This window comes from Mycobacterium sp. TKK-01-0059 (genome assembly GCF_000709305.1).
Lineage (GTDB): Bacteria > Actinomycetota > Actinomycetes > Mycobacteriales > Mycobacteriaceae > Mycobacterium > Mycobacterium intracellulare.
The window spans coordinates 2987427-3012295 of sequence record NZ_KL446993.1 but is presented as its reverse complement, the minus strand read 5'-3'; the positions used below and the strand labels follow the sequence as shown (position 1 = coordinate 3012295).

Sequence of the window (24869 nt, the reverse complement as noted above, 5' to 3'; positions counted from 1 at the left end):
CGGGCTTGGAGTTAGCCGCCGCTTAAGGCAATCTTGGACCCATGGCTACTGCACCGTATGGGGTTCGGCTGCTGGTCGGCGCGGCGACGGTCGCCGTTGAGGAGACCATCAGGCTGCCGAAAACCATCCTGATGTACCCGATGACACTGGCCAGTCAGGCGGCGCACATCGTGATGCGCTTCCAGCAAAACCTCGCCGAGCTGGTGATCAAGGGGGACAGCACCCTCGAGTCGATTTTCCCGCCCAAGGACGAGAAGCCGGAATGGGCGACGTTCGACGAGGACGTGGACGACGCGATCGACGGGGCTTATGCCACGGTGACCGACGGCGGCGAGGGCGAACGCCGGGCCGAGGGACGGTTCGCGCTGTACTCGGTGGCCGACGCGCACGAAGATGCCAGCGCGCTGACCAAACCCGCCCGCCCATCGAAGAAGCCGGCGGCCGGTGCCTCGGTTTCGCAACCGGCGGTGGCCGCCGAACTGGACTACTCGGCGCTGACGTTGGCGCAGTTGCGGGCCCGTCTGCAATCGCTGAGCGTGGATGAACTCGAAGACCTGCTGGCCTACGAGCAGGCGACCAAGGGCCGCGCCCCGTTCCAGACGTTGCTCGCCAACAGGATCACGCGCGCGAACGCGAAGTGACCCGAGCCAATACGTCCGAACCGAATTCCGCGGAAAACCCTTTTCCGGTGCGCGCGGTGGCGATCCGGGTGGCCGGCTGGATCGACAAGCTGGGCACCGTCTGGGTGGAGGGTCAGCTCGCCCAGGTCTCGATGCGGCCGGATTCCAAGACCGTGTTCATGGTGCTGCGTGACCCCGCCGCCGACATGTCGCTGAGCGTGACGTGCCCGCGCGACCTGGTGCTGAATGCGCCGGTGAAGCTGGCGGAGGGCACGCAGGTGGTGGTGTGCGGCAAGCCGTCGTTCTACACCGGTCGCGGCACGTTTTCGTTGCGGCTCAGCGAGATTCGCGCGGTGGGGGTCGGAGAGCTGCTGGCACGCATCGATCGGCTGCGCAGGCTGTTGGACGCCGAAGGGCTTTTCGATCCGCGGCTCAAGCGCCCAATCCCCTTCCTGCCCAACATGATCGGCCTGATCACCGGCCGGGCGAGCGCGGCCGAGCGCGACGTGAGGACGGTGGCGGCGGGACGCTGGCCTGCGGTGCGTTTCGCGGTGCGCAACACGGCGGTCCAGGGGCCCAGCGCGGTTGCGCAGATCGTCGACGCCCTACGTGAGCTCGACCGCGACGCCGATGTCGACGTCATCGTCCTCGCCCGCGGTGGCGGCAGCGTCGAGGACCTGTTGCCGTTTTCCGACGAGACGCTGTGCCGCGCGATCGCGGCGTGCCGCACTCCGGTGATCAGCGCCGTCGGCCACGAGCCCGACAATCCGCTGTGCGATCTGGTCGCCGATCTGCGTGCGGCCACCCCGACAGACGCGGCCAAGAAGGTGGTTCCCGACACCGCGGCCGAACAGCGGCTGATCGACGACCTGCGCCGGCGCAGCGCGCAGGCGTTGCGCAACTGGGTGTCTCGCGAGCAACGCGCCCTGGCCCAGATACGCAGCCGCCCGGTGCTCGCCGAGCCACTGACGGCGCTGACGGCGCGCGCCGAGGAGATTCACCGCGCCCGGTCGGCGATCCGCCGCGACATCACCCGGCTGGCCGCCACCGAAACCGAGCGGATCGGCCATCTGGGCGCGCGGCTGGCGACGCTGGGCCCGGCCGCCACATTGGCGCGCGGCTATGCGGTCGTGCAATCGGTCGGTCCCGCCGAGAGCCGGGTGCTGCGTTCGGTCGACGACGCGCCGACGGGCACCCGCTTGCGGGTGCGGGTGGCCGACGGCGCCGTGGCCGCCGTCAGCGAGGGGCCGGCCGATGGCCCGTAAGAACGACGGCGGGGACGGCCCCGCCGAGCCGGAGGGGACCGAATCCATTACACCTATTAGTCAGCTGGGCTACGAAGCGTGCCGGGACGAACTGATCGAGGTCGTGCGGCTACTGGAGCAGGGCGGGCGGGACCTCGATGCGTCGCTGCAGCTATGGGAACGAGGCGAACAGCTGGCTAAACGCTGCGAGGAGCATTTAGCTGGCGCCCGCAAGCGGATCGAGGACGCGCTCGCCTCCGGCGACGCCGACGACGCCTGAGACCCGCAACATCGGAGGGCCGCGTTGAAAGATTTTTTCCGAACTGGAACACGTTTCAGTTATGATTTCGCGCATGGGTGATGCATCGCTGACGGCCGAGCTCGGCCGCGTCCTGGTCACCGGGGGGTCCGGATTCGTCGGCGCCAACCTGGTGACCACCCTGCTCGACCGCGGGCATCAGGTCCGCTCGTTTGACCGCGCCCCCTCGCCGCTACCGGAGCATCCCCAGTTGGAGGTGCTGCACGGAGACATCACCGACACGGCCGTGTGCGCCCGAGCGGTCGACGGCATCGACACGGTGTTTCACACCGCGGCGATCATCGACCTGATGGGCGGCGCGTCGGTGACCGAGGAGTACCGCCAGCGCAGCTTCGGGGTCAACGTCGGGGGCACCGAGAACCTGGTCCGCGCCGGGCAGGCGGCCGGGGTGCAGCGCTTCGTCTACACCTCGTCGAACAGTGTCGTGATGGGCGGCCAGAACATCGCGGGCGGCGACGAGACGCTGCCCTACACCGACCGGTTCAACGATCTGTACACCGAAACCAAAGTGATCGCCGAGCGATTTGTATTGGGCCAGAACAATGTTGACGGCCTCCTGACGTGTGCGATTCGGCCCAGCGGCATCTGGGGCCGCGGCGACCAGACGATGTTCCGCAAGCTGTTCGAGAGCGTGATCGCCGGTCACGTCAAGGTGTTGATCGGCCGCAAATCGGCCCGGTTGGACAACTCCTACGTGCACAACCTGATTCACGGTTTCATCCTGGCGGCCCAGCATCTGGTACCAGGCGGCACCGCACCCGGTCAGGCGTACTTCATCAACGACGCCGAGCCGATCAACATGTTCGAGTTCGCGCGGCCGGTGATCGAGGCCTGCGGCGAGAATTGGCCCCGCGTCCGGGTGAACGGCCCCGTCGTGCGCGCGGCGATGACGGGTTGGCAACGGCTGCATTTCCGGTTTGGGATACCCGCGCCGCTGCTCGAGCCACTGGCCGTCGAGCGGCTGTACCTGGACAACTTCTTCTCGATCGCCAAGGCGTCTCGTGACCTCGGCTATCAACCGTTGTTCACCACGGAGCAGGCGCTGTCGGAATGCCTGCCGTACTACGTGGGCATGTTCGAGCAGATGAAGCGAGAGGCGTTGACGGCCAAGGCATCCGGTTAGCGAAAGCTCACCATCTCGCTGCCCCAGGCGGCGCGGATGTTCGCGTCGACGTCATGGGCGAGGGTGTCCTTCTTGCCGATGAGCAGGCAGGCACGATCGGTCGCCCGGTAGCGCGGCCATTCCGGCTCGCCGGGGGGTCCCGCGGGCGCGCCGTGCGCGGCGAAATTGATCCATCGGGTGCGCACCCTTTTGGAGACCGCCTTGGCGGTTCTGGTGCCGCCGAGCTTCAGCGTGGGATCCTTGGGCGCACCGAGAGTCCCCCAGACGTAAGGCAATTCGGTGGCGTGCGCGGCTCCGACCGTCAGCAGCCTCAACAACGGGGTCGAGTAATCGAACCGGTACAGATACACCGGTGCCGCGTGGGCGTGTCCCTCGGCCAGCCACACCGAGGGCATCCGGAAGCCGACGTCGGTGGCGATGCTCAAACTCCGCGCCTTGCGCCGCAATCGCGAATACGCCGAGCCGATCTCCTCCTCGGTGGGCAACTGCAGATCGGGTTGCTCGGCGGCGATCTGGTTGAACATCGAGGTGATCGCGCTCGGGGTGATCGGCATCAGCGGCGAGCGCATCAGCCGGAAGAGGGCCGCCTCGTGTTTGTTGGTGCCGATGATCAGCGGGACCGGGTGGGTGCGGCCCTCCTGCGCCAGCTTGACCGGGTAGTCGCCCAGCACGTCGCCGTCGACGATCGGCACGAACGCCAGCGTCCCCGGGTTGCGCGCCGGCACTTCGTCGAACACCTCTTGCGACGCGGCCAGGATCGCCGCCATCGGCAGGTCGACCAACCGCTGCGCCTCCGACGGGGCGATTCCCAGTTTGCCGAGGAAGGCCTGGGTGACCCGGTGCGCGCGGTCGCGGTCGTACACCGAGGTGGCCGGCGAGCTCTGCGCGATCGCGCCGGCGAACAGGCCCTCGGCCGCCGGGCTGGCCAGCAGCGTGGTGACGATGCCCGCCCCGGCGGATTCACCGAACAGCGTGACCCGGTGCGGATCGCCGCCGAAGGCGGCGACGTTGTCGCGCACCCACTCCAGCGCCGCGAGCGCGTCGCGCAGCCCGACGTTCGAGTCGAACCGTCGCCCCGCGGTGTCCAACGACGTCAGGTCCAGGAAGCCGAGCACGCCGAGCCGATAGTTGACCGTCACCACGACGACGTCGCCGTGGCTGACCAACCTGCTGCCGTCATAGAGCGTCTGGCTGCTCGATCCCAGGACATAGGCGCCGCCGTGCAGCCACACCAGGACCGGTTTGGCGTCGCCGGGCCGGGTCTCGGAGGATGCCCAGACGTTGAGCCGCAGGCAGTCCTCGCCTTGCGGCGCGCCCAGATCCAGCGGCATGTTGGGGAAGACCGGTTGCGGGCAGGCCGGCCCGAACACGGTGGCGTCAGCGATCTCGGTCCAGCGCTCGGGCGGTTGCGGCGCCCGGAAACGTAGGTCGCCCACCGGCGCCGCCGCGTAGCGGATGCCCTTCCATGCCTTGACGCGGCCGTCGTCGACGCCGCGGACCGGGCCGTTGCTGGTTTCGACCACCAGGTCGTCGATCGCCATGCGCGTGCACAATCTCCCGAGTGAGCTCAACAGGGTCGTTACGCCATTATCGTCGACGATCAGGCCGACGATGCCGGCTCACCGCCGCCACCGTGCCGCACATGCGCGCAGATGCCGGTCAGTGCCTCGAACAACAGCCGGTTCAGCCGCTGGATCTGTTCCTCGTCCAGTGCCGAGGGTGCCCACGTCCATGTCGTGTGCAGGCGCTGGCCGGTACCGGTATCCAGGAGGGCGGCGTTGAATTCCACGGTGTGGCCGAGCGGCGTGGGTATCGCCGACGCCGCGGGGATGGTCGCCATGGCGTCCTCGTCGACCCGCCAGAGATTTTCGGACAGAACGGCCGCATCGGCGTCAAACCGCCCGAGGTAGTTGAATTCGATGGTCGGCTCCGAACCAGCCAGTCCCACTTCGGGATTCAAATAGCGCAGGAGACCGTAGGTCAGACCGTCAGGCATGGCGCGAAGCCGTTCCAAAGCCGCCGCGATCAACGGCCCCAGCGCGGCCCCGCCGGCGGCTACGTGCGCCCACGGCAATTCGCCCACCGTCAGCGCCACCGGGTACTTACTGGTGAACCATCCCACGGTGCGCGACAGGTCGACGTCGCGCCGCAGTTCTTCGGCGCGGCCGTGACCTTTGACGCTGATACCGATCGGTGCGCCGGCGGCGCCGAGGAATTCGTTCCAGGCCAACCCGAACGCGATCAACAGAACGTCTTGCACCCCGGCGTGAAACGCGGCCGACACCTCGCCCAGCAACTGGTGAGTGGTCTCGATATCCAGCGTCGCCAACAGGTGACCAGCGCGGGCGTAGGTGTCGACCGCCGGTTGCACCGCGGGCAACGCGGCGGGCGTCGCCAGCAATTGGCGCCATGCGTCGGCCAGGTCCACGACCGCCGGGCTGCGCGCGTGCTCACTCAGTACCGCCGCCCACCGCGCGAACGACGTTCCACCAGTGGGCAATTCGACCGGCTGCCCGTGGTGATGTTGCGCCCATGCAATGTTCAAGTCTTCGAACAGGATTCGCCACGACGGCACATCCACGGACAGGTGGTGAATCATCAACGCCAACTGGCCCGTGTTCGGCACCCACAACGCGGTGAACATCGCCCCGGCCGCCGGATTCAACCGCGACCGGGCGGCCACGAGCGCCTCGTCGGACAGCGCATCCACCGACTGCAGGCAGGCGCGGGCGTCCACGGCCCCTACCTCGGGCACCCACAGCGACCAATCCCCGTCCCCGGTGTCCGCGGCGCGCAGCCGCAGCATGGCGTGGCGGTCCAGCAGGGCTTGCAACACGACGACGACGTCGGCCTCGGTCACTCCGGGGGGAGCTTGCAGCACCACCGTCTGGTTGTACTCATCGACCGGACCGTCAAAATCGTGTAGCCAGCGCATGATCGGGGTGGCCACCACCGCACCGACGCCCTCGTCGACCTCCGCCGCCTCGCCATCGAGCAAGACGGCCACCTGCGCAAGCCGGGCCACCGTCTGCTCGACGAAGACATCGCGCTGTCGACACGCCACACCGGCCGCGCGCGCCCGGGCCACCACCTGCATCGACAACACGCTGTCCCCGCCCAGGTCGAAGAACGAGTCGTCCACGCCGACCCGATCGACACCGAGGACCTGGGCATAGATGTCGGCGAGGACCTGCTCTACCGCGTCTCCCGGGGCGCGGTAACGGTCGGCGTCCCGGTACTCCGGTGCCGGCAGGGCGCGTGCGTCGAGTTTGCCGTTGACCGTCAGCGGCAGAGCCTGCAGCCCCACGACCGCGGCCGGCACCATATATTCCGGCAATCGATCCGCCAGTTGCGCGCGCACCTTGACCGGATCGGCGGTCCCGGTGACGTAGCCGACCAGGCGCTTGTCGCCGGGACGGTCCTCACGGGCGATCACGGCAGCCTGCTCGACGCCGTCCATCGCGCCGAGTGCCGCCTTGACCTCGCCCAACTCGATGCGATATCCGCGGATTTTGACCTGCTCATCCGCGCGGCCCACATACTGCAGCTCACCGTCAGCGTCCCAGCGCACCAGATCGCCCGTGCGATACATACGTTGACCGGGCGCCTGGGCATCGCCGAACGGGCACGCCACGAACCGCGACGCCGTCAACCCGGACCGGCCCCAGTATCCGGAGGCCACTCCCGCACCGGCCACATACAGCTCACCGACGGCGCCCGCCGACACCCGACGCAGGAACTTATCCAGCACGAAGAAGGCGAGATGCGCCAACGGCACGCCGATCGGGCTGACGCTGTTCTCGACGTCGCGGACGGCGATCTCCCGGAACGAGGCGTGCACCGTCGTCTCGGTGATGCCGTACATGTTGATCATCCGCGGCGACCCCGGATGATTACGGAACCACGACGCAAGGCGTTGCGGTTCAAGCGCTTCGCCGCCGAAGACCACCGTCTGGAGGTTCAGCTGCCCCATCTCGGAGTGCAGCGCGTCGGCGGTCTGCAGCGCGTGGAACGCCGACGGGGTCTGGCTCAAGACGCTGACCTGTTCGCGCACGAGCAGGGCGTGGAATTCTTCCGACGAACGCACGACACCGTCGGGCACGATCAGCAGCCGAGCGCCGTACAGAAGCGGGGCCCAGATTTCCCAGACGGAGTAGTCGAAGGCCAGGGAATGGCATTGCGTCCACACCTGTCCCCGCGCCAGTTCGGCGTCGAGTGACTCGAGGAGCCGGGTCACATTGCGGTGCGTGACGGCCACGCCCTTGGGCATGCCGGTGGTGCCCGAGGTGTAAACGATGTAGGCGAGGTTGTCGGCGGCGGGGGCCGGCAACGCGGCAGCAACTCCGGCGTCGATCGCGGAGTCGTTGATGTCGATGACGGGCACGTCCGAGGCGTCCACCCGCAGACGCAGGTCCGCGGTGGTGATCACGGCGATCGGGGCAGCGTCACCGAGGACCATCCCGAGGCGCGCGTCGGGGTGCGCCGGATCCATCGGCACGTAGGCCGCCCCGGTCTTGATCACGGCCAGGACCGCCACGATCGCCTCGGCGCAGCGCGGCAGCAGCATCGCCACACGCTCGCCCGGGGCGGCGCCGCGGTCAACGAGCAGGTGCGCCAATCGATTAGATGCCGCGTCCAGCTCGCCGTAGGTCATCGAGCGGCTCCCGCACGTGATCGCTACCGCCTCCGCGTCGCGGGCCACCTGCGCCGCGAACAATTGCGGAATCGAGACCGGCGTGGGAGCCGGCTGTGCGAGCACCGCTCGGTTGCCCCAATCGTCGAGCTGGCTGTGTTCATCGGCATCGAGTAGGTCGATCGACAACAACCTCTTGGCCGGTTCGGCCGCCGCGGCCGCCGGTAACGCGCCGCCATCAGATTCCATTTTCACCGTTCACACGCCGACAGAGCTGCCATAGAGTGCAGCGATATTAGGCACACCGATTTCCTCAGCCCCCTGGACGACATCGTGAAATGGTGCGAATTGTACTCAGAGATAACGTGACCCGTCCCGGTTTCACTCGATTGAAAGTTTGAGATCCGTCATGAGATTTGCGCTGGCAAGCTATGGAACTCGAGGCGATATCGAGCCTGCTGTTGTTGTCGGCCGCGAACTGCAGCGCAGAGGGCATGACGTGTGCATCGCAGTCCCGCCCGATTTGGTCGGCTTCGCGCAATCGGCCGGCCTTTCCGCGGTGCCCTACGGGGCGGAGACGAACGCCTGGATGGACGCGTTTCGCACCTTCACCACGACGCTGTTCAGCAGGTTCTGGAGGGTTCGGGACATAGCGCGGTCTGGGCTCGAAATCAAGAAGGTCACCGACCAGTCTTGGGCGCACATGAACGAGACATTGGAGTCGTTGGCGGAGGGGGCCGACTTGGTACTCGCCGGGCAGACCTATCAGGAAATCGCCGCCAATGTGGCTGAATACCATGGTCTTCCGTTGGTTACCCTGCACCATGTTCCGATGCGTCCCAACGGCCAGGTTGTGGCGATCTTGCCGGCACCGGCCTCTCGCTTCGCGGTGCGGGTGTTCGACTGGCTGACGTGGCGCCTGAGCAAAAAGCTCGAGGACGCGCAGCGCGGCGAACTCGGCCTGCCGAAGACAACGTCTTCCTCACCGCGACGAATTGCCGCATTGAGAGCCTTGGAAATTCAGGCATACGACGAGGTTGCCTTCCCGGGATTGGCGGCCGAATGGGCGAAATGGCGGCGCCAACGGCCCTTCGTGGGCGCGCTGACGATGGAGTTGGCGACGGGCGCCGACGACGAGGCCGCATCGTGGATTGCCGCGGGAACACCGCCGATTTTCTTCGGCTTCGGCAGCATGCCGGTGGACTCTCCGTCCGACACGATCGAGATGATCAGCGGAGCGTGCGCGCAGTTGGGCGAGCGGGCGTTGATTTGCGCCGGCTGGAGCGACTTCGACGACGTCCCGCATTCCGATCACGTCAAGGTGGTCGGCGCGCTGAACTACGCGTCCATCTTTCCCCTGTGCCGCGCGGCCGTGCACCACGGCGGGTCGGGCACCACCGCCGCAAGTCTGCGCGCCGGAATTCCCACCCTGGTCCTTTCCGTGGACGGCAATCAGATCATCTGGGGAGCCCAGGTGAAACGCCGCCTCAAGGTGGGCACCCACCGCCGCCTATCAGCTACCACCCGGGAATCCCTCGTCGCAGACCTGCGCCGAATCTTGGCGCCGGAGTACGCAATCCGAGCTCGCGACCTTGCCGGTCGGATGACGACACCCGCCGAAAGCGTCGCCAAGGCGGCAGATCTCGCCGAGAATTTCGCCAGTTCGAGGCGGTCTGCCTAGCGAACCGCTAGGTGAGCCGCTCGGTGAGGAATTGGACCACCCGTTTACGGGCCTCGTAGGCGGGGTGTCCGTCGATTTCGCGGACCTCATCCGTCAGCACCGAATGCGCCGCCTTGCCGAAGCCGTGCTGGTTGGTCGGGCCCGAATCGATGTCGATCACCTCGAAGGCGTCCCCGAGGCGCTGCTTAAGCGTCGCGAACCGCTCGCCCGGTGCCAGTTTGTCCTCGCTGAATCGTAATCCCATGGCGCACAAGCCGTCGGTGGCGCAGCGGTCGGCCACGGTGGCCAGCTCGGACTCGCTCAGCCCGGGGTCACGGCGCCGCGCGGCGCCGAGCGGGAACGGCACCGACGGCTGCGACAGTACCGGGGCCAGCACGCTGTCGTCGACCGCGGCGGCCAAGGCGAATCCCCCGGTGAAACATTGGCCGATCACGCCGACGCCCTTGCCGGGCGTCGAGGCGTTGAGGTCGCGCGCCAGCGCGCGCAGGAACGCCGACACCGGCCGCTGCTTGTTCAGCGCCAACGCCGCGAATTCCCTTGCCACACAGGCTCTCCCGATGGCGCCGACGAGGTAACCGGCCGTCGTGGCACGGCCCGGCTCGCCGAACAGCGACGGGATGGCGACGGTGAAACCGTTGTCCACCAGGTGATTACCCAAGCCCAGCACGCCGGGATGTATTCCGGGCAGCTCAGGGATCAGCACCACACCGGGGCCGGCGCCCTTGCGGTAGACGTCGTGGGTGTAGCCGCCACCGCTGAACGGCGCCGCCGACCATCCGGACAGATCTGCCTCCGGTGCACCCATGCGAGTCCCTTCTATCGGCTCGTCGGCAGCGGCGGCTGCGATTGCGTCGCCGAGGCCAGCGTACGAAACTGATCGCTGCTTCCGGCGCCGGTTATCGCGATCTGCGTCGCGCCGCCCGGGCCGCTTAGCCGGGTCGTCCACACGGCTTCGGCGTCCGCGCCGCTTTCGCCGGACCCCTGATAGACGACCCAGTTGGTCCCGCCGACGTCGACCGCCCCGGTCGGATACGCCGACGGATGGATCGAGTTGATCAGCTTGTCCTCGTCGGCGTTGCTCTGGGTCAGGCTCAGATACATGCCGCTCGGGCTGATGTATCCGACCACCGAGATGGCCGCGTTCACGCGTTGACCCGTCGCGGGGTCGGATCGCCCGTTGGGGATGCCGCCGCGGTGCCCGGAGTTGGCCTGCCAGCCGCTGGGCAACTGCGGTTGGCGGATGGGAAAGCCGAGCGTCGCCGCGTCCGCCCGCAGGGCCGCCGCGGCGTCATAGGACGGGATGGGGCCCTTGCGGCTGCCGAGCTGAAACGAACACATGCCCAGCAGGCCGGCCAGCACCACGCAGCCGATGACCAGCGGAATCAGGGACCAAAACATGTCCCGGCCGTCCTGCAGCAGCCGGGGCTTCGCCGGCCTGGGCGCGGGCCCGGCGGCCGGGGCCGGCTCGTCGGCCACAGAGCCGTCCGAGCTGGCATTCAGCGGCGGCTTCTCGGTCATCCCCCGAGTATCCCAGTTCCAGCGGACCGATCCGCTTCTGGGACAATCAGCAACCATGACAGTTGAGGGCGACCGCTCGTCCACCGCCAATGGCCGAGCTCCAGCGCAGGCGCGGCCGCGCGGTGAGGCTCCAGACCGCAACCTGGCCTTGGAACTCGTCCGGGTCACCGAGGCCGGCGCCATGGCGGCCGGACGCTGGGTAGGCCGCGGCGACAAAGAGGGCGGTGACGGCGCGGCCGTCGACGCGATGCGCGAGCTGGTCAACTCGGTGTCGATGCGCGGCGTGGTCGTGATCGGCGAGGGTGAGAAGGACCACGCGCCGATGCTCTACAACGGCGAAGAGGTCGGCAACGGGGACGGCGCAGAGTGCGACTTCGCCGTCGATCCGATCGACGGCACCACGCTGATGAGCAAGGGCATGCCCAACGCCATCTCCGTGCTGGCGGTGGCCGATCGCGGCGCGATGTTCGACCCGTCGGCGGTCTTCTACATGAACAAGATCGCCGTCGGCCCCGAGGCGGCGCACGTGCTCGACATCACCGCGCCGATCGCCGAGAACATCAAGGCCGTCGCCAAGGTGAAGGCGTTGTCGGTGCGCGACATGACCGTATGCATTCTCGACCGGCCGCGGCACGCCCAGCTGATCGAGGACGTCCGGGCCACCGGGGCCCGCATCCGGCTGATCACCGACGGCGACGTCGCGGGCGCGATCTCGGCCTGCCGGCCGCACTCGGGCACCGACATGCTGGCCGGGATCGGCGGTACGCCGGAAGGCATCATCGCGGCCGCCGCGATCCGGTGCATGGGTGGCGCCATCCAGGCGCAGCTGGCCCCCACCGACGACGAGGAACGCCAAAAGGCCATCGACGCCGGCTATGACCTCGATCAGATCTTGACCACCGAGGACCTCGTGTCCGGCGAGAACGTCTTCTTCTGCGCCACCGGGGTCACCAACGGTGACCTGCTCAAGGGGGTGCAGTACTACCCCGGCGGCTGCACCACCCAGTCGATCGTCATGCGGTCGAAATCGGGGACCGTCCGCATGATCGAGGCCTACCACCGGCTTTCGAAGCTCAACGAATACTCCGCCATCGACTTCACCGGCGACAGTTCTGCCGCCTATCCCCTGCCCTGACCGCCAGATCGAAGAACGAGGAAGCCAGCACTCTATGGCCACGGATGACACCGAGTACCGCATCGAGCACGACACCATGGGCGAGGTCCGCGTCCCCGCAAAAGCGTTGTGGCGCGCCCAAACCCAGCGCGCGGTCGAGAACTTTCCGATCTCGGGCCGCGGGCTGGAGCGCACCCAGATCCGCGCCCTGGGCCTGCTGAAGGGCGCGTGCGCGCAGGTCAACAAGGACCTCGGGCTGCTGGCCCCGGAGAAGGCCGACGCGATCATCGCCGCGGCCGCCGAGATCGCCGACGGCCGCCACGACGACCAGTTTCCGATCGACGTCTTCCAGACCGGTTCGGGCACCAGCTCCAACATGAACACCAACGAGGTGATCGCCAGCATCGCCGCGGCCAACGGCGTCACGGTGCACCCGAACGACGACGTCAACATGTCGCAGTCCTCGAATGACACCTTCCCCACCGCGACCCACATCGCGGCCACCGAAGCCGCCGTGCGCCACCTCATTCCGGCGCTCGAGGTGCTGCACGACGCGCTGGCGAGCAAGGCCCGCGAATGGCACACCGTGGTCAAGTCGGGCCGCACCCACCTGATGGACGCCGTGCCCGTGACGCTCGGCCAGGAATTCAGCGGGTACGCCCGCCAGATCGAGGCCGGCATCGAGCGGGTGCGCGCCACGCTGCCCCGGCTCGGTGAGCTGGCGATCGGCGGCACCGCGGTGGGCACCGGCCTCAACGCTCCCGACGGCTTCGGCGCCAAAGTCGTCGAAACGTTGGTTGCCTCCACCGGCCTGAGCGAATTACGCACGGCGGCAAACTCCTTCGAGGCCCAGGCCGCGCGCGACGGGCTGGTCGAGGCGTCCGGTGCGCTGCGCACCATCGCCGTGTCGCTGACCAAGATCGCCAACGACGTCCGCTGGATGGGCTCGGGCCCGCTGACCGGCCTGGCCGAGATTCAGCTGCCCGACCTCCAACCGGGTAGCTCGATCATGCCTGGCAAGGTGAATCCGGTTCTCCCCGAAGCAGTTACGCAGGTGGCCGCGCAGGTGATCGGCAACGACGCCGCGGTCGCGTGGGGCGGCGGGAACGGTGCGTTCGAGCTCAACGTGTACATCCCGATGATGGCCCGCAACATCCTCGAGTCGTTCAAACTGCTGACCAACGTCTCGAAGCTGTTCGCGGAGCGCTGCATCACCGGCCTGGCGGCCAACGTCGAGCACCTGCGCGAGCTCGCCGAGTCGTCGCCGTCCATCGTGACGCCGCTGAACTCGGCGATCGGATACGAGGAGGCCGCCGCGGTCGCCAAGCAGGCTTTCAAGGAGCGCAAGACGATTCGCCAGACCGTGATCGACCGCGGCCTGATCGGCGACAAGCTGTCGATCGAGGAGCTCGACCGCCGGCTCGACGTGCTGGCCATGGCGAAGGTCAAGCCGGAAGACTAGGCCCGACCGTCACGCGGCGACGGTGTCGATGAGTGTAAGGGTGGTTTTTCCATGACGGCTCCTCCCGGCGGCGGCCCCTACGGCCCTGGGCCTTACGGAAGCAATCCGTATGGGCAGGAACCGAATTGGGGTGGCCAGCCGCCGGCCGGCGGCGCTTACCCGCAGGGTCCTTACCCGCAGGGCGGTCCCTACGGCTACCCGCCGGGCGGTCAGTACCCGTATCCGCCGCCGGGTGGTCCCGCCGTCAATCCGTACCAGGCACCGCAGTATCCCCCGCCGGGACAACCATTTCCGCCCGGCGGGCCCTACCCGCCCGGCCCTCCCCCAGGCGGCTCGAAGCTGCCCTGGCTGATCGTCGCCGGCCTGGTCGCGCTGGCCGTGATCGCGTTGGTGGCCACCCTCGTGGTGATGAAGGGCGGCCACGGCAACAAGCGATCGAGCGCCGCGCCGCCGTCGACGAGCACGTCGGTCTCGCAACCGAAGAATTCGGCACAGAACGCCACCGATTGCACCCCGAACGTGTCCGGCGGTGAAATGCCCCGGGGCGATGCGATCACCGCCGGAAAGCTGTCGTTCCCGGCCAGTGCGGCGCCGTCCGGGTGGACGGTGTTCTCCGATGACCAGGGCCCCAACCTGATCGGCGGACTCGGCGTCGCCCAGGACGTGCCCGGGGCGAATCAGTGGATGATGACGGCCGAGGTCGGCGTCACCAATTTCGTTGCCAGCATGGACCTCACGGCGCAGGCCACCAAACTGATGCAGTGCGTGGTCAACGGCCCCGGCTACGCCAACGCGACACCCACGCTGGGACCGGTCAAGACGTCGTCGATCACCGTGGACGGGACCAAGGCGGTGCGGGCCGACGCCGACGTCACGATCGCCGATCCCACCCGCAACGTCAAGGGCGACTCGGTCAGCATCATCGCGGTCGACACCAAGCCGGTCACCGTGTTCATCGGCAGCACGCCCATCGGTGACACCGCGTCGGCGGACCTCGTCGGCAAGATCATCGCCGCGCTGAAGGTCGCGAAATCCTGACGCGGCCCTGGTCCTAGGTGGTCGGCGCCGAGACGTGCGTGGCCTCGGATCGCCCACGCAATACGGTGGAATAACATTCGGCCCAGTGCCCGCGTTCGGCCTCACCGGCCGCATCGATGGCGGCCGCCGAACACAGGATTCGCCGGTCTGACGTCTTGGCGAGGTCGGCCAGCCGCGCGGCCTCGTTGACGGCGTCGCCGATCACGGTGTATTCGTACCGGTTCTCGGCGCCGACGTTGCCGGCGAACACGCGCCCCGCGGAGACGCCGACGCCGAAATCGACTGGCAACCGGCGCAGTTGGATGGCCAGCGCCCGGGCCGTCGCCAGCGCCGCGGACGCCGGCTCGCTGGTCGGCAATGGCACCCCGAAGACGGCCAGCGCGGCGTCTCCGGCGAATTTGTTGATCAATCCGTGGTGTTCGTCGACGGCGTTGACGACGATCCGGAAGAAGTCGTTGAGCACCTCGGCGACTTCTTGCGGCGGGCGGCTTTCCGCGAGCTGCGTGGAACCCACCAGGTCGATGAAGAGCACCGCCGCTTCGACCACGTCGCCGGACAGGGAGGCTCCCTCTTCGACGGCGCGCTGCGCGACGTCGGCGCCGACGTGGCGGCCGAACAGGTCACGCAGCCGGTCGCGCTCGGCGAGCCCGGCCACCATACGGTTGAAACCCGTTTGCAGCCGCCCGATCTGGGAACGTTCGTAGGCGCCGACGTAGGTTTCCATGCGGCCATGTTCAACCTCCGCCATGGCGTCGACGACCTCCCCGATCGGGTCCGAGATGGACCGCGAGGTCAGGATCATCGTCGGCAGTCCCAACACCAGCGCCGCCAGCGACACCACCAGGATCGGCACGTCCAACGATGCCGACTTCTCGATCAGCCACCCGTAGGAGCGCAGAACGACCAGGGACGCGATGACCGCGATGGGAAACGCGCTGCAGAGGAACCACAGCAGAACCAGTCGCGCGTACACGCTCGGCACGGCCAGCCGTGGCTCGGCGCCCAGCGTGGCGGCACGCATGATGGGGCGCAGGGTGCGTTGCGCGAGCAGCATCCCCGTGCCGGCGGCGGCCGAGCCGCCGAGCAGCACGCCGAGCACGATGGGCAGCAGAAGCCGGGCCCCGCCACCGAGATTCAGCAGGACGAAGGTTCCGCCGCTCAGCGCCCAGGCCGTCACCAGGATCGCCGACTGGCGCCCGGCGAGCTTCATCACGGCCTCGCGCTGTTGTGGGGTCGGTTCGTCGCCCGCCACGAACCAGCGCAGTGTGGGCGCCAGGCTCAAGGCGCCGGCCACCGAGACGCCGATGATGCCGAGCACGACGAGCAGCGCCACCGGCCCCGTGCTGTGCCGCGCGAAGTCGGCGTTGTCCCGGACGGACGTGTGGCCGCGCAACGGGATCAAGATGGCGGCCGCTTCGACGACCGCCAGCACATACGACAGACTCAGGTCGAGGCCGTAGTGAAACATCCACCGTCGAGCGGACTTTCGTCCTTTCGTCGCGGGCCCGATCGTCGCGCTAGGCACCGTTGTTCGGCCCGCCGGAATTCTGCCCGGGGATGTCGGTGATCGGGAAGTTGGGCATCGGCTTGGGTGAGGGCGTGTTGGGCAGCGTGGGGATGTCGCCGGCGGGGATGTCGCGCAGACCGTTGACGGGTGGCCCGTTCTCCCGGCCGCCGTAACTGCTGCCGAGCGCGCGTGGTCCCAGCAGTTCGCTGACCGTCACCATCCGGTAGCCGTTGGCCTTGAGCACCGGGATGAACTGATAGACCAGATCGACGGTGCTCGAGTAAGTGTTATGGAACAGCACCACCGAGCCCGGTTTGATGTAGGTCATCAGCATCGATCGCGTCGCCGCGGTGTTCGAGTCGTTGGCCCAATCGAAAGGAATGACGTCCCACAGGATTTCGGCCAGCCCGAATTGCCCGGCGGTCTGGCGCACCACCGGGTCGGACAAGCCGCCCGCGGGCCGGTACAACGTCGGCGTGTGGCCGGTCGCGGCGGTGATCGCGTCATTCGCCTTGGAGAACTGCGCGGCGATGTCCTCCCGCGGGATGGTGGTCATGTTGGGGTGTTCCCAGGTGTGGCTGCCGATTTCCATCCCCGCGTCGGCGATGCGCTTGGCCCCCGCCGGGTTGGCGGCCACCTTGTTGCCGATCAGAAAGAAGGTGGCCTTCGCGTCGTTGCCCTTGAGGATCTGCAGCAGCCGCTCGTCGAAGGGGCCGGGGCCGTCATCGAACGTCAACGCGACGCATTTGACGACCGAGCAGGACAGGTCGTCGGCGCGCGTCACGTGACCTGTCAGCCCGCCGATCACCAGCACCGCGACGGCGGCGACGACACCGGCCAGCGTGCGCCCGTAGCGCCAGGCCAAGGTGTCGGGTCGTTTCGCCACGGTAAAAGCGTACTCACCGCGAGACTGCAACCAGCGACACATATCGCGAGTGGAGCTGTCGTGGAATACAGCTTCGCGGCGAAACCGCTCAGTGCGGCCCGGCGATCTCCTCGAGCATCTCGGTGACCAGCGCCGCGATCGGCGAGCGCTCGCTGCGCAACAGGGTGATGTGGGCGAACAGCGGGTGGCCCTTGAGCTTCTCGATCACCGCCGCGACCCCGTCGTGGCGGCCCACCCGCAGGTTGTCGCGCTGGGCGATGTCGTGGGTCAGGACCACCCGCGACCCGGTGCCCAGCCGCGACAGCACGGTCAGCAACACGTTGCGCTCCAGCGACTGCGCCTCGTCGACGATGACGAACGAGTCGTGCAGCGATCGTCCCCGGATGTGGGTCAGCGGCAGCACTTCGAGCATGCCGCGGGACAGCACTTCCTCGAGGACCGCCGGGCTGGCCAGCCCCTCGAGGGTGTCGAACACGGCCTGCGCCCACGGGCCCATCTTTTCGCTCTCGCTGCCGGGCAGGTATCCCAGCTCCTGGCCGCCGACGGCGTACAACGGGCGGAAGACCACCACCTTGCGCTGGGTCCGCCGCTCCAGCACGGCCTCCAGCCCGGCGCACAGCGCCAGCGCCGACTTGCCGGTGCCGGCCTTGCCGCCCAGCGACACGATGCCGACCGACTCGTCGAGCAGCAAGTCCAGCGCGACCCGCTGTTCGGCGGACCGCCCACGCAATCCGAACACCTCGCGGTCACCGCGGACCAGCTGAACGCGCTTGTCCGCGTTGACCCTGCCCAGCGCGTGAGAGCTGCCACCGAGCAGCCGAATTCCGGTGTGGCAGGGCAGGTCTCGGGCTTCCGCCAGATCGATCTCGCCGTCGCTGAACAGGGCGTCGATATCCTCGGTGGCGGTTTCGATCTCGCGCATGCCCGACCATCCGGAGGCCACGACGTCTTGGGCGTGGTATTCGTCGGCGGCCAGCCCCACCGCGGCGGCTTTGACCCGAAGCGGAATGTCCTTGCTGACCAACGTGACTCGTTTCCCTTCGGCGGCCAGGTTGGCGGCGCAACTCAGGATCCGGCAGTCGTTGTTGTCGTTGCGGAAGCCGGCGGGCAGCACCGCCGGGTCCGTGTGGTTGAGCTCGACGTGGAGCGTACCGCCTTGTGTCCCAACGGGAATGGGTTGATCCAGGCGCCCATGCACAAGCCGAAGATCGTCGAACAGGCGCAACGCCTGGCGGGCGAACCATCCCAGCTCGTGGTGGTGGCGTTTGGCCTCCAGCTCGCTGATCACCACCAACGGAACAACCACCTCGTGTTCGGCGAACCGGCTGCACGCCCATGGGTCGGACAGCAGCACGGAAGTGTCGATCACGTAGGTCCGGATATCGGTCACGTAGCGCTCCTCGAGCGGGATGAGCCCGCGCGGACCCGCACAGGCATGTCGACGGGAACCGCAGCACCAGGACCGGGGCCGGTCCTTCCGTTGTGGTGACGGGAGGTGCCGCCCTGGCAGCAGAGCATGACGCTGACCATCGGGAACGACGCTACTCCCGTGGTCGCGTGCCCGCTGTGCAGGCGCGCCGACATGACGGGCCGCGACGACCCCCCAAAGAGATCGGCGGGGAGGGGCCGCGGCTCAGCCGACGATGAATTGCCGCAGCGCGGGCTCGTCCGCGAGCCCCCACGCGGTGATGCGGTCGGAGATCGCCTGACGCAACTGCTCCGGACCGAAAATGCCTGCCTTTTCGACGTTCTGCACCTTGTCGCGGTACGCGTCGATGTCGGCGCCGGGCACATCCAGGTCGGCGGCACGGGCGGCGATCGCCGCGATCGTCTCGTCGCGGGTGTATCCCAGGCAATGCTCGACGAGGTTGGAGAAGAACAGTTCGTGCCGCCGCTCGTCGCGGGCGATTCGGTCGATCAGGCCGGCCAGGATGGGCTCCTCGAGCTTGGCTGCCAGGTTCTCGCAGAACACGGCGTGGGTGCGTTCGACGAACGCCATGTACACCAGGGTCTCCACCTGCGAGTAGGTGTCGGCGCGGTAACCCTTCATGACGTACTGGACGCGGGCCTCTTCGTTGGCGGTCGGGTCGACCTCACGGGTCACCACCAGGTACTCGCGCAACGCGATGGCGTGCAGGTGCTCCTCGGCGGTCCACCGCCCCAGCCAGCGGCCCCAGTAGTCCTCGAGGATGAAGTGCTCGACCAGCTCGCGGTGGTGCGCGGCCAGGTTGTCCTTGAGCAGCAGCATGATCTCGCAGGCGTCGGTCAGCGGTCTCGGCAACGTCATTGACGACGGGTCCCAATCGCGCCCACCGAGGAATGCGAAGTTCTCGCCCCGATCGAACGGCACGTAATCGTGGGCGAACCAGAGCTCTTCGGTGGACAGGTGGCGGTCGACGTTCGCTTCGACGACCGGCTCGAGTTCCAGGGTCAGCGCGTTAGCGACGGGTCTTTCGGCCATGAGATAACTGTAACCCGCGTACACAGGTTCATGAAATCGGCGGGGTCGTGTCGGAGCAAGTGGTGACGTTGATCCTCGAACCCGACCGGACGGGCGTCAGCGGCCCACCAGCGCCCAGTCTTCGAGGCCGTCGTACAGCGGGAACTCCTGCGCCAGCCGTGTCACGCGCTGGCGCAGCCCCGCCACGTCGGCCGAGCGCCCCGCGGCCAGGGCGGTGGCGATGACGTCGGCGACCTCGCTGAACTCGGCGTCGCCGAAGCCGCGGGTGGCCAGGGCGGGCGTGCCGATCCGCAGGCCCGACGTGACCATCGGCGGCCGCGGGTCGTTGGGCACGGCGTTGCGGTTGACGGTGATGCCGACCTCGTGCAGCAGGTCCTCGGCGGCTTGGCCGTCGAGCGGGGAGTTGCGCAGATCCACCAGCACCAGGTGCACGTCGGTGCCGCCGCTGACCACCGATACGCCGGCCTTGGCGACGTCGGCGGCCAACAGCCGGTCGGCGAGGATGCGCGCGCCCGACAGGGTGCGCTGCTGCCGCTCGACAAATTCGGGGGTGCTCGCGATCTTCAGCGCGACGGCCTTGCCCGCGATGACGTGCATGAGCGGTCCGCCCTGCTGGCCGGGGAACACCGCCGAGTTGATCGCCTTGGCGTACTCCTGCTTGCCGAGGATCATGCCCGAGCGGCCGCCGCCCAGCGTCTTGTGAATGGTCGTCGACACGATGTCGGCGTGCGGCACCGGCGAGGGGTGCAGGCCGGCCGCGACCAAGCCCGCGAAGTGCGCCATGTCCACCCAGAGCTTGGCGTCCACCTCGTCGGCGATCGAGGCGAACGCCGCGAAGTCGAGGATCCGCGGGTAGGCCGACCAACCGGCGATGATGACCTTGGGGCGAAATTCCAGCGCCTTGGCGCGCACCGCGTCCATGTCGACGAGATGCGTCATCGGGTCGACACCGTAGAAACCGTTCTCGTAGAGCTTGCCGGAGAAGTTCAGCTTCATGCCGTGCGTCAGGTGGCCGCCGTTGGCCAGGTCCAGACCCAGCAGCCGCTCCCCCGGCGTCATCAGCGCGTGCAGGACAGCGGCGTTGGCCTGGGCGCCCGAATGCGGCTGCACGTTGGCGAAGTCGGCGCCGAAGAGGGCCTTGGCCCGGTCGCGGGCGATGTTCTCCACGACGTCGACGTACTCGCAGCCGCCGTAGTAGCGGCGCCCCGGCAAGCCCTCGGCGTATTTGTTGGTCAGCACGCTGCCCTGGGCCTGCAGCACCGCGCGCGGGACGAAGTTCTCCGACGCGATCATTTCCAGCATGTCGCGCTGGCGGCCCAGCTCCTGGCCCAGCAGCCCGGCGATGTCGGGATCGACCTCGGCGAGCGGGGCGGACATCACGGAGGTGGTGGCGCGGGCGTCAGGTGCAGCAGTCACGGCGCCAGTCTATCCAGCGCCGACTTTTCGCCAGCCCAGCCGTCGGGCATTTCGGCGCTCCTGCAACACTTGCACTATGCCGCGGCTTAGCGAGCCGAGCCCTTATGTGGAGTTCGACCGAAAGCAATGGCGTGCGCTTCGTATGTCGACGCCGCTGGCCCTCACCGAGGAGGAACTGGTCGGCCTGCGCGGTCTGGGTGAACAGATCGACTTGCTCGAAGTCGAAGAGGTTTACCTGCCGCTGGCCCGGCTGATTCACCTGCAGGTCGCGGCGCGCCAGCGGTTGTTCGCCGCCACCGCAGAGTTCCTGGGTGAACCTCAGCAAAACCCGGACCGGCCGGTGCCGTTCATCATCGGGGTCGCCGGCAGCGTGGCGGTCGGCAAGTCGACGACCGCCCGTGTGCTGCAGGCGCTCTTGGCGCGCTGGGACCATCATCCCCGGGTGGACCTGGTGACCACCGATGGATTCCTGTACCCCAATGCCGAGCTGGACCGGCGAAACCTGATGCATCGCAAGGGGTTTCCGGAAAGCTACAACCGTCGGGCGCTGATGCGGTTCGTGACGTCGGTCAAGTCGGGCTCGGACTACGCGTGCGCGCCGGTGTATTCGCATTTGAAATACGACGTGATCCCCGGGGCCAAGCACGTGGTGCGGCATCCCGACATCTTGATCCTCGAGGGCCTCAACGTTTTGCAGACCGGTCCGACCCTGATGGTGTCGGACCTGTTCGACTTCGGCGTCTATGTGGACGCGCGGATCGAGGACATCGAGCAGTGGTACATCTCGCGGTTTTTGGCCATGCGCAGCACGGCCTTCGCCGATCCCGAATCGCACTTCCACCACTACGCGGCGCTCAACGACACCAAGGCCGTCGCCGCCGCCCGCGAGATCTGGCGCTCCATCAACCGGCCCAACCTGGTCGAGAACATCCTGCCCACCCGGCCGCGCGCCACGCTGGTGCTGCGCAAGGACGCCGACCACTCCATCAACCGGCTGCGGCTGCGCAAGCTCTAGGCGCGACTACGCCGTCTCGAGCCGACGCACGCCCAGGTACTGGAGCGCGGCGAACGCGGCGGCGTAGGCGCCGCTGGCCAGCGTCAGCGCGGCCCCGGTGACGGTCAGCGACAATGCTTCGGCCGCCACGATCGAGGACAGCGTGAAAAAGATGTTGGCCACGATCACGCCGATGCCGACACCGCGCACGTCCGGCAACGCCCCGAGGCTGAACACCACGAGGCCGTAGATCACGAAGAAGGCCCCCATGGCGTAATTCTCGAAGGACGTCAGGCCGGTCAGGGACGAGAGCGGGTCGGCGAGGAAGGCGATGACCAAGCCGAAGAGTCCCGTCAGGGTGGCGTCGGCGCGCACGGCGAAACGCAACAGCGAGTCGGTCGCGTCGTAGAGGGGCCGCGTGGTGAGGCCGGATTCACCAGAAACAAGCATCATGTGATTACTCCTCGCGATGGCGGTGTTGGCTATTGCCACGGATACAACGACGAGGTGGTTCACCCGGCTATTCCCGTTATCGGGTAAATATTTGACACGCGCCAGTCAGGCGGGATCAGCCGCCCCACGAGTCACACGGGCAGTGGATTTACTTCCCGTAGCGGCGATGCCGCTGGCTGTAGTCGCGCAGCGCGCGCAAAAAGTCGACGCGGCGGAAGGCGGGCCAGTGCGCCTCAGTGAACCACATCTCCGAGTACGCGCTTTGCCACAGCAGGAAGCCGGAGAGCCGTTGCTCGCCCGAGGTGCGGATCACCAGGTCGGGATCGGGCTGACCGGAGGTGTAGAGATTTTCCGAGATCGCATCGACGGTGACGGTGTCGATCAGCTCTTCGGCGGTCGCGCCGTTGGCGAGTTCCTTGCTCAGCAGCGACCGCACCGCGTCGACGATTTCGCGGCGGCCGCCGTAGCCGACGGCGACGTTGACGTGGAAGGGCGCCACGACCGGGGTGGACTCCACCGCCCCACGCAGCCGGCGGGCCGGTTGCTCGCCGAGCAGCTCGAGGTCGCCGACGGTGCGCACGCTCCAGCGGTTGGCCGGCGCGCAGATCTCCTCGACGACGTCGGTGATGATCTCGATGAGCCCGGCCAGCTCGTCGGGATCGCGCTGCAGGTTCTCCGTGGAAAGCAGGTACACGGTGGTCATCTCGATGCCGGCTTCCTGACACCAGCGCAGCATCTCCGCGATCTTGGCCGCACCCATCCGGTAGCCGTAGCTCACGTCGTCGTATCCCGCGTCGCGCGCCCACCGGCGGTTCCCGTCGCACAGCACCGCGATGTGGCGGGGCAGTTCCGACTTGGAAGCGGTCAGACCCTGCCGCAGCCGCATCTCGTAGATCCGATACAGCGGCTCTTTGAGTCGCCGCGGGATGATTTCCACGAACACACACCCTACTGCCAGGCGCAATGGATTCCGGGTTGCGATTTCGGCCGGTCATCCGAGCAGCCGGCCGAGAAGTCGACACCGCGCCGTAACCATCCCTGGCTACTCTGGCTCTTACACCCGCCCATGGCACCTTGGCCACCGGCGTCCCCCGTTGCAGCGACATTCCACAGGAGACATGAGCAGCCAGACCAGCACCGTCCCGCATCCTGAGCGCGAACCCGAGCCGATCGCCCCGGGCAACACCGTCGAGCGACTCGCCGAAGGGGCCGCCAATGTTTTGGGCAAACCCCGGATGCGCGGCTGGATCCACTTCTACTCGGCGTGGCTGGCGATCATCGCCGGCGCCACGCTGGTGTCGGTGTCGTGGGCGGCGTCCTCGCCCCGCGCCGGGCATTCGACGCTGATCTACGCCGCGTGCACGGTGGCGTTGTTCGCGGTCAGCGCGACCTATCACCGGGTGCACTGGAAGTCGGACCTGGCCCGGATTCGCATGAAGCGGCTCGACCATTCGATGATCTTCATCTTCATCGCCGGCAGCTACACGCCGTTCGCGCGGCTGGTCATGCCGCAGGACACCGGCGTGGTGGTGCTGTGCATCGTGTGGGGCGGCGCGCTCGCGGGCATCGCGCTGAAGGTTTGCTGGCCGACGGCGCCGCGCTGGCTGGGCGTACCGCTCTATCTGCTGCTGGGCTGGGTGGCGATCTGGTACGCGCCGACGATCCTGCACCAGGCCGGGGTGGCCGCGATGGTGCTGCTGGCCGTGGGCGGCGTGTTCTACAGCGTCGGTGGCATTTTCTACGGTCTACGCTGGCCCGACCTGTGGCCGCGGACGTTCGGCTATCACGAGTTCTTCCACGCCTTCACCGCGATCGCGGCGATCCTGCACTACATCGCCATGTGGTTCGCCGTGTTCTACACGGAAGAACACGCGTGGCTGTTGGGGGCCTGATCGCCCGGCTAGCCCTGGTCGACGTCGTCGTCGGGTGACCAGTACGCCTTCATCGCCGCGATCTTCCCGCTGCCGTCGAAGACCATGACATCGATCGGCTCGATCACCATCCGGTGCTCGCCGGCGGTCACGGTCAACCGGAACTGGAAGGCCGCCTCGTTGCCGGCCACGCGCAGCGTCTTCAGTTCGCATTCGCGCTGCAGGTTGTCGACCGCGGAGTAGAAGCCGTGGATCGCCTGGCGCCCGATGTGTACCTCGCCGCCGACGGGGTCCTCGACCGTGGCGTCGTCGGCGTACAGCTCGACTAAGTCGTCGGCGCTGCCCTTGGCGACCAGCTCGATGTAGCGGTGGACCGTGCTTCTGATCGCTTCGGTCTTGGCGGCATTCGGCATGGGAGGCAGGGTAACCCGGCTTCAGTGGTGATCGCCAGCGCGGCGCAGCCGGGCGCAGCGGGTCACCACCATCGGCTCAGTGGTGATCGCCAGCGCGGCGCAGCCGGGCGCAGCGG

At 67.8% G+C, this 24869-nt stretch carries 22 protein-coding genes; 10 read left to right on the top strand and 12 right to left on the bottom strand.

The features are described from left to right. Nucleotides 1-41 precede the first annotated feature (41 nt). The 4 genes from K883_RS14595 (at nucleotide 42) to K883_RS14580 (ending at nucleotide 3306) form a co-directional block, all read left to right on the top strand. Nucleotides 42-641, top strand: a complete 600-nt coding sequence (locus K883_RS14595) for a lipid droplet-associated protein (RefSeq protein ID WP_036454791.1) — start codon at nucleotides 42-44, stop codon at nucleotides 639-641. Next, on the top strand, nucleotides 638-1885 hold the full coding sequence (gene xseA, locus K883_RS14590) for an exodeoxyribonuclease VII large subunit (protein ID WP_036454789.1): 1248 nt from the start codon (nucleotides 638-640) through the stop codon (nucleotides 1883-1885). Before K883_RS14595 ends, xseA begins: the two co-directional genes overlap by 4 nt. After that, complete coding sequence (locus K883_RS14585; protein WP_036454787.1) at nucleotides 1875-2144, top strand: exodeoxyribonuclease VII small subunit; 270 nt, start codon at nucleotides 1875-1877, stop codon at nucleotides 2142-2144. Before xseA ends, K883_RS14585 begins: the two co-directional genes overlap by 11 nt. Nucleotides 2145-2205: 61 nt before the next feature. Beyond that, nucleotides 2206-3306 carry a 3-beta-hydroxysteroid dehydrogenase gene (locus tag K883_RS14580; RefSeq protein WP_036454784.1) on the top strand — a complete coding sequence of 367 codons (1101 nt, stop codon included), beginning with the start codon at nucleotides 2206-2208 and terminating at the stop codon, nucleotides 3304-3306. Here K883_RS14580 and K883_RS14575 read toward each other — a convergent pair. Then, complete coding sequence (locus K883_RS14575) at nucleotides 3303-4847, bottom strand: carboxylesterase/lipase family protein (protein ID WP_036454780.1); 1545 nt, start codon at nucleotides 4845-4847, stop codon at nucleotides 3303-3305. The two genes, K883_RS14580 and K883_RS14575, sit on opposite strands and share 4 nt — an antisense overlap. 59 nt (nucleotides 4848-4906) lie before the next feature. Next, nucleotides 4907-8194: an amino acid adenylation domain-containing protein gene (locus K883_RS14570; protein ID WP_335583182.1), complete on the bottom strand. Its 3288-nt coding sequence runs from the start codon at nucleotides 8192-8194 to the stop codon at nucleotides 4907-4909. Between the two features lie 154 nt (nucleotides 8195-8348). On the opposite strand from K883_RS14570, the gene K883_RS14565 reads away from it, so the two are divergent. After that, a complete protein-coding gene (locus tag K883_RS14565; protein ID WP_036454777.1) occupies nucleotides 8349-9620 on the top strand; it encodes a glycosyltransferase in 1272 nt (423 codons plus the stop codon). Nucleotides 9621-9627: 7 nt separating this feature from the next. Here K883_RS14565 and K883_RS14560 read toward each other — a convergent pair whose 3' ends face one another. Further along, a complete protein-coding gene (locus K883_RS14560; RefSeq protein WP_020821842.1) occupies nucleotides 9628-10425 on the bottom strand; it encodes a dienelactone hydrolase family protein in 798 nt (265 codons plus the stop codon). Nucleotides 10426-10436: 11 nt separating this feature from the next. Continuing rightward, a complete protein-coding gene (locus K883_RS14555) occupies nucleotides 10437-11138 on the bottom strand; it encodes a DUF4245 domain-containing protein (protein WP_036454776.1) in 702 nt (233 codons plus the stop codon). A 55-nt stretch (nucleotides 11139-11193) separates the two neighbouring features. Between K883_RS14555 and glpX the strand changes: the two genes are divergently transcribed. Genes glpX through K883_RS14540 form a run of 3 tightly spaced genes read left to right on the top strand, consistent with a single transcriptional unit; the run spans nucleotide 11194 to nucleotide 14752 of the window. Next, nucleotides 11194-12273 carry a class II fructose-bisphosphatase gene (gene glpX, locus K883_RS14550; protein WP_026071430.1) on the top strand — a complete coding sequence of 360 codons (1080 nt, stop codon included), beginning with the start codon at nucleotides 11194-11196 and terminating at the stop codon, nucleotides 12271-12273. Between the two features lie 34 nt (nucleotides 12274-12307). After that, nucleotides 12308-13714, top strand: a complete 1407-nt coding sequence (locus K883_RS14545) for a class II fumarate hydratase (RefSeq protein WP_036454773.1) — start codon at nucleotides 12308-12310, stop codon at nucleotides 13712-13714. Between the two features lie 51 nt (nucleotides 13715-13765). After that, nucleotides 13766-14752 (top strand): hypothetical protein, encoded by a 987-nt coding sequence (locus tag K883_RS14540; protein WP_036454770.1) that lies wholly within the window; start codon nucleotides 13766-13768, stop codon nucleotides 14750-14752. A 13-nt stretch (nucleotides 14753-14765) separates the two neighbouring features. Here the strand turns inward: K883_RS14540 and K883_RS14535 are convergent, their stop codons facing one another. From K883_RS14535 to glyA, 5 genes are all read right to left on the bottom strand, one after another. Beyond that, entirely contained in the window at nucleotides 14766-16220 is a 1455-nt protein-coding gene (locus tag K883_RS14535) for an adenylate/guanylate cyclase domain-containing protein (RefSeq protein WP_036454768.1), read from the bottom strand. Nucleotides 16221-16269: 49 nt separating this feature from the next. After that, a complete protein-coding gene (locus K883_RS14530; RefSeq protein WP_036454766.1) occupies nucleotides 16270-17145 on the bottom strand; it encodes a polysaccharide deacetylase family protein in 876 nt (291 codons plus the stop codon). 88 nt (nucleotides 17146-17233) lie between these two features. Further along, on the bottom strand, nucleotides 17234-18535 hold the full coding sequence (locus K883_RS14525; RefSeq protein ID WP_008254341.1) for a PhoH family protein: 1302 nt from the start codon (nucleotides 18533-18535) through the stop codon (nucleotides 17234-17236). A gap of 243 nt (nucleotides 18536-18778) precedes the next feature. Then, on the bottom strand, nucleotides 18779-19606 hold the full coding sequence (locus K883_RS14520; protein WP_036455524.1) for an acyl-ACP desaturase: 828 nt from the start codon (nucleotides 19604-19606) through the stop codon (nucleotides 18779-18781). A 96-nt stretch (nucleotides 19607-19702) separates the two neighbouring features. Continuing rightward, a complete protein-coding gene (glyA, locus tag K883_RS14515) occupies nucleotides 19703-20983 on the bottom strand; it encodes a serine hydroxymethyltransferase (protein ID WP_036454764.1) in 1281 nt (426 codons plus the stop codon). Between the two features lie 115 nt (nucleotides 20984-21098). Between glyA and coaA the strand changes: the two genes are divergently transcribed. Continuing rightward, complete coding sequence (gene coaA / locus K883_RS14510) at nucleotides 21099-22037, top strand: type I pantothenate kinase (RefSeq protein ID WP_008254336.1); 939 nt, start codon at nucleotides 21099-21101, stop codon at nucleotides 22035-22037. Nucleotides 22038-22043: 6 nt separating this feature from the next. On the opposite strand, the gene K883_RS14505 is transcribed toward coaA, so the two are convergent. Both K883_RS14505 and K883_RS14500 read right to left on the bottom strand, forming a co-directional pair. Continuing rightward, entirely contained in the window at nucleotides 22044-22469 is a 426-nt protein-coding gene (locus tag K883_RS14505; RefSeq protein WP_020821833.1) for a hypothetical protein, read from the bottom strand. A gap of 148 nt (nucleotides 22470-22617) precedes the next feature. Beyond that, complete coding sequence (locus K883_RS14500; RefSeq protein WP_008254334.1) at nucleotides 22618-23406, bottom strand: (2Z,6E)-farnesyl diphosphate synthase; 789 nt, start codon at nucleotides 23404-23406, stop codon at nucleotides 22618-22620. Between the two features lie 181 nt (nucleotides 23407-23587). On the opposite strand from K883_RS14500, the gene K883_RS14495 reads away from it, so the two are divergent. Beyond that, nucleotides 23588-24361: a PAQR family membrane homeostasis protein TrhA gene (locus tag K883_RS14495; protein WP_008254333.1), complete on the top strand. Its 774-nt coding sequence runs from the start codon at nucleotides 23588-23590 to the stop codon at nucleotides 24359-24361. A gap of 8 nt (nucleotides 24362-24369) precedes the next feature. Here K883_RS14495 and K883_RS14490 read toward each other — a convergent pair whose 3' ends face one another. Continuing rightward, entirely contained in the window at nucleotides 24370-24753 is a 384-nt protein-coding gene (locus tag K883_RS14490) for a nuclear transport factor 2 family protein (RefSeq protein ID WP_008254332.1), read from the bottom strand. Between the last annotated feature and the right edge of the window lie 116 nt (nucleotides 24754-24869).

What these genes read in the sequence shown, in the direction of transcription:
- K883_RS14595 (WP_036454791.1), top strand. Translation starts at nt 42, where the DNA reads ATGGCTACTGCACCGTATGGGGTTCGGCTGCTGGTCGGCGCGGCGACG.
- K883_RS14585 (WP_036454787.1), top strand. Translation starts at nt 1,875, where the DNA reads ATGGCCCGTAAGAACGACGGCGGGGACGGCCCCGCCGAGCCGGAGGGG.
- K883_RS14580 (WP_036454784.1), top strand. Translation starts at nt 2,206, where the DNA reads ATGATTTCGCGCATGGGTGATGCATCGCTGACGGCCGAGCTCGGCCGC.
- K883_RS14575 (WP_036454780.1), bottom strand. Translation starts at nt 4,847, where the DNA reads ATGGCGATCGACGACCTGGTGGTCGAAACCAGCAACGGCCCGGTCCGC.
- K883_RS14565 (WP_036454777.1), top strand. Translation starts at nt 8,349, where the DNA reads ATGAGATTTGCGCTGGCAAGCTATGGAACTCGAGGCGATATCGAGCCT.
- K883_RS14560 (WP_020821842.1), bottom strand. Translation starts at nt 10,425, where the DNA reads ATGGGTGCACCGGAGGCAGATCTGTCCGGATGGTCGGCGGCGCCGTTC.
- K883_RS14555 (WP_036454776.1), bottom strand. Translation starts at nt 11,138, where the DNA reads ATGACCGAGAAGCCGCCGCTGAATGCCAGCTCGGACGGCTCTGTGGCC.
- glpX (WP_026071430.1), top strand. Translation starts at nt 11,194, where the DNA reads ATGACAGTTGAGGGCGACCGCTCGTCCACCGCCAATGGCCGAGCTCCA.
- K883_RS14545 (WP_036454773.1), top strand. Translation starts at nt 12,308, where the DNA reads ATGGCCACGGATGACACCGAGTACCGCATCGAGCACGACACCATGGGC.
- K883_RS14540 (WP_036454770.1), top strand. Translation starts at nt 13,766, where the DNA reads ATGACGGCTCCTCCCGGCGGCGGCCCCTACGGCCCTGGGCCTTACGGA.
- K883_RS14535 (WP_036454768.1), bottom strand. Translation starts at nt 16,220, where the DNA reads ATGTTTCACTACGGCCTCGACCTGAGTCTGTCGTATGTGCTGGCGGTC.
- K883_RS14520 (WP_036455524.1), bottom strand. Translation starts at nt 19,606, where the DNA reads ATGGCCGAAAGACCCGTCGCTAACGCGCTGACCCTGGAACTCGAGCCG.
- glyA (WP_036454764.1), bottom strand. Translation starts at nt 20,983, where the DNA reads ATGTCCGCCCCGCTCGCCGAGGTCGATCCCGACATCGCCGGGCTGCTG.
- coaA (WP_008254336.1), top strand. Translation starts at nt 21,099, where the DNA reads ATGCCGCGGCTTAGCGAGCCGAGCCCTTATGTGGAGTTCGACCGAAAG.
- K883_RS14505 (WP_020821833.1), bottom strand. Translation starts at nt 22,469, where the DNA reads ATGATGCTTGTTTCTGGTGAATCCGGCCTCACCACGCGGCCCCTCTAC.
- K883_RS14495 (WP_008254333.1), top strand. Translation starts at nt 23,588, where the DNA reads ATGAGCAGCCAGACCAGCACCGTCCCGCATCCTGAGCGCGAACCCGAG.
- K883_RS14490 (WP_008254332.1), bottom strand. Translation starts at nt 24,753, where the DNA reads ATGCCGAATGCCGCCAAGACCGAAGCGATCAGAAGCACGGTCCACCGC.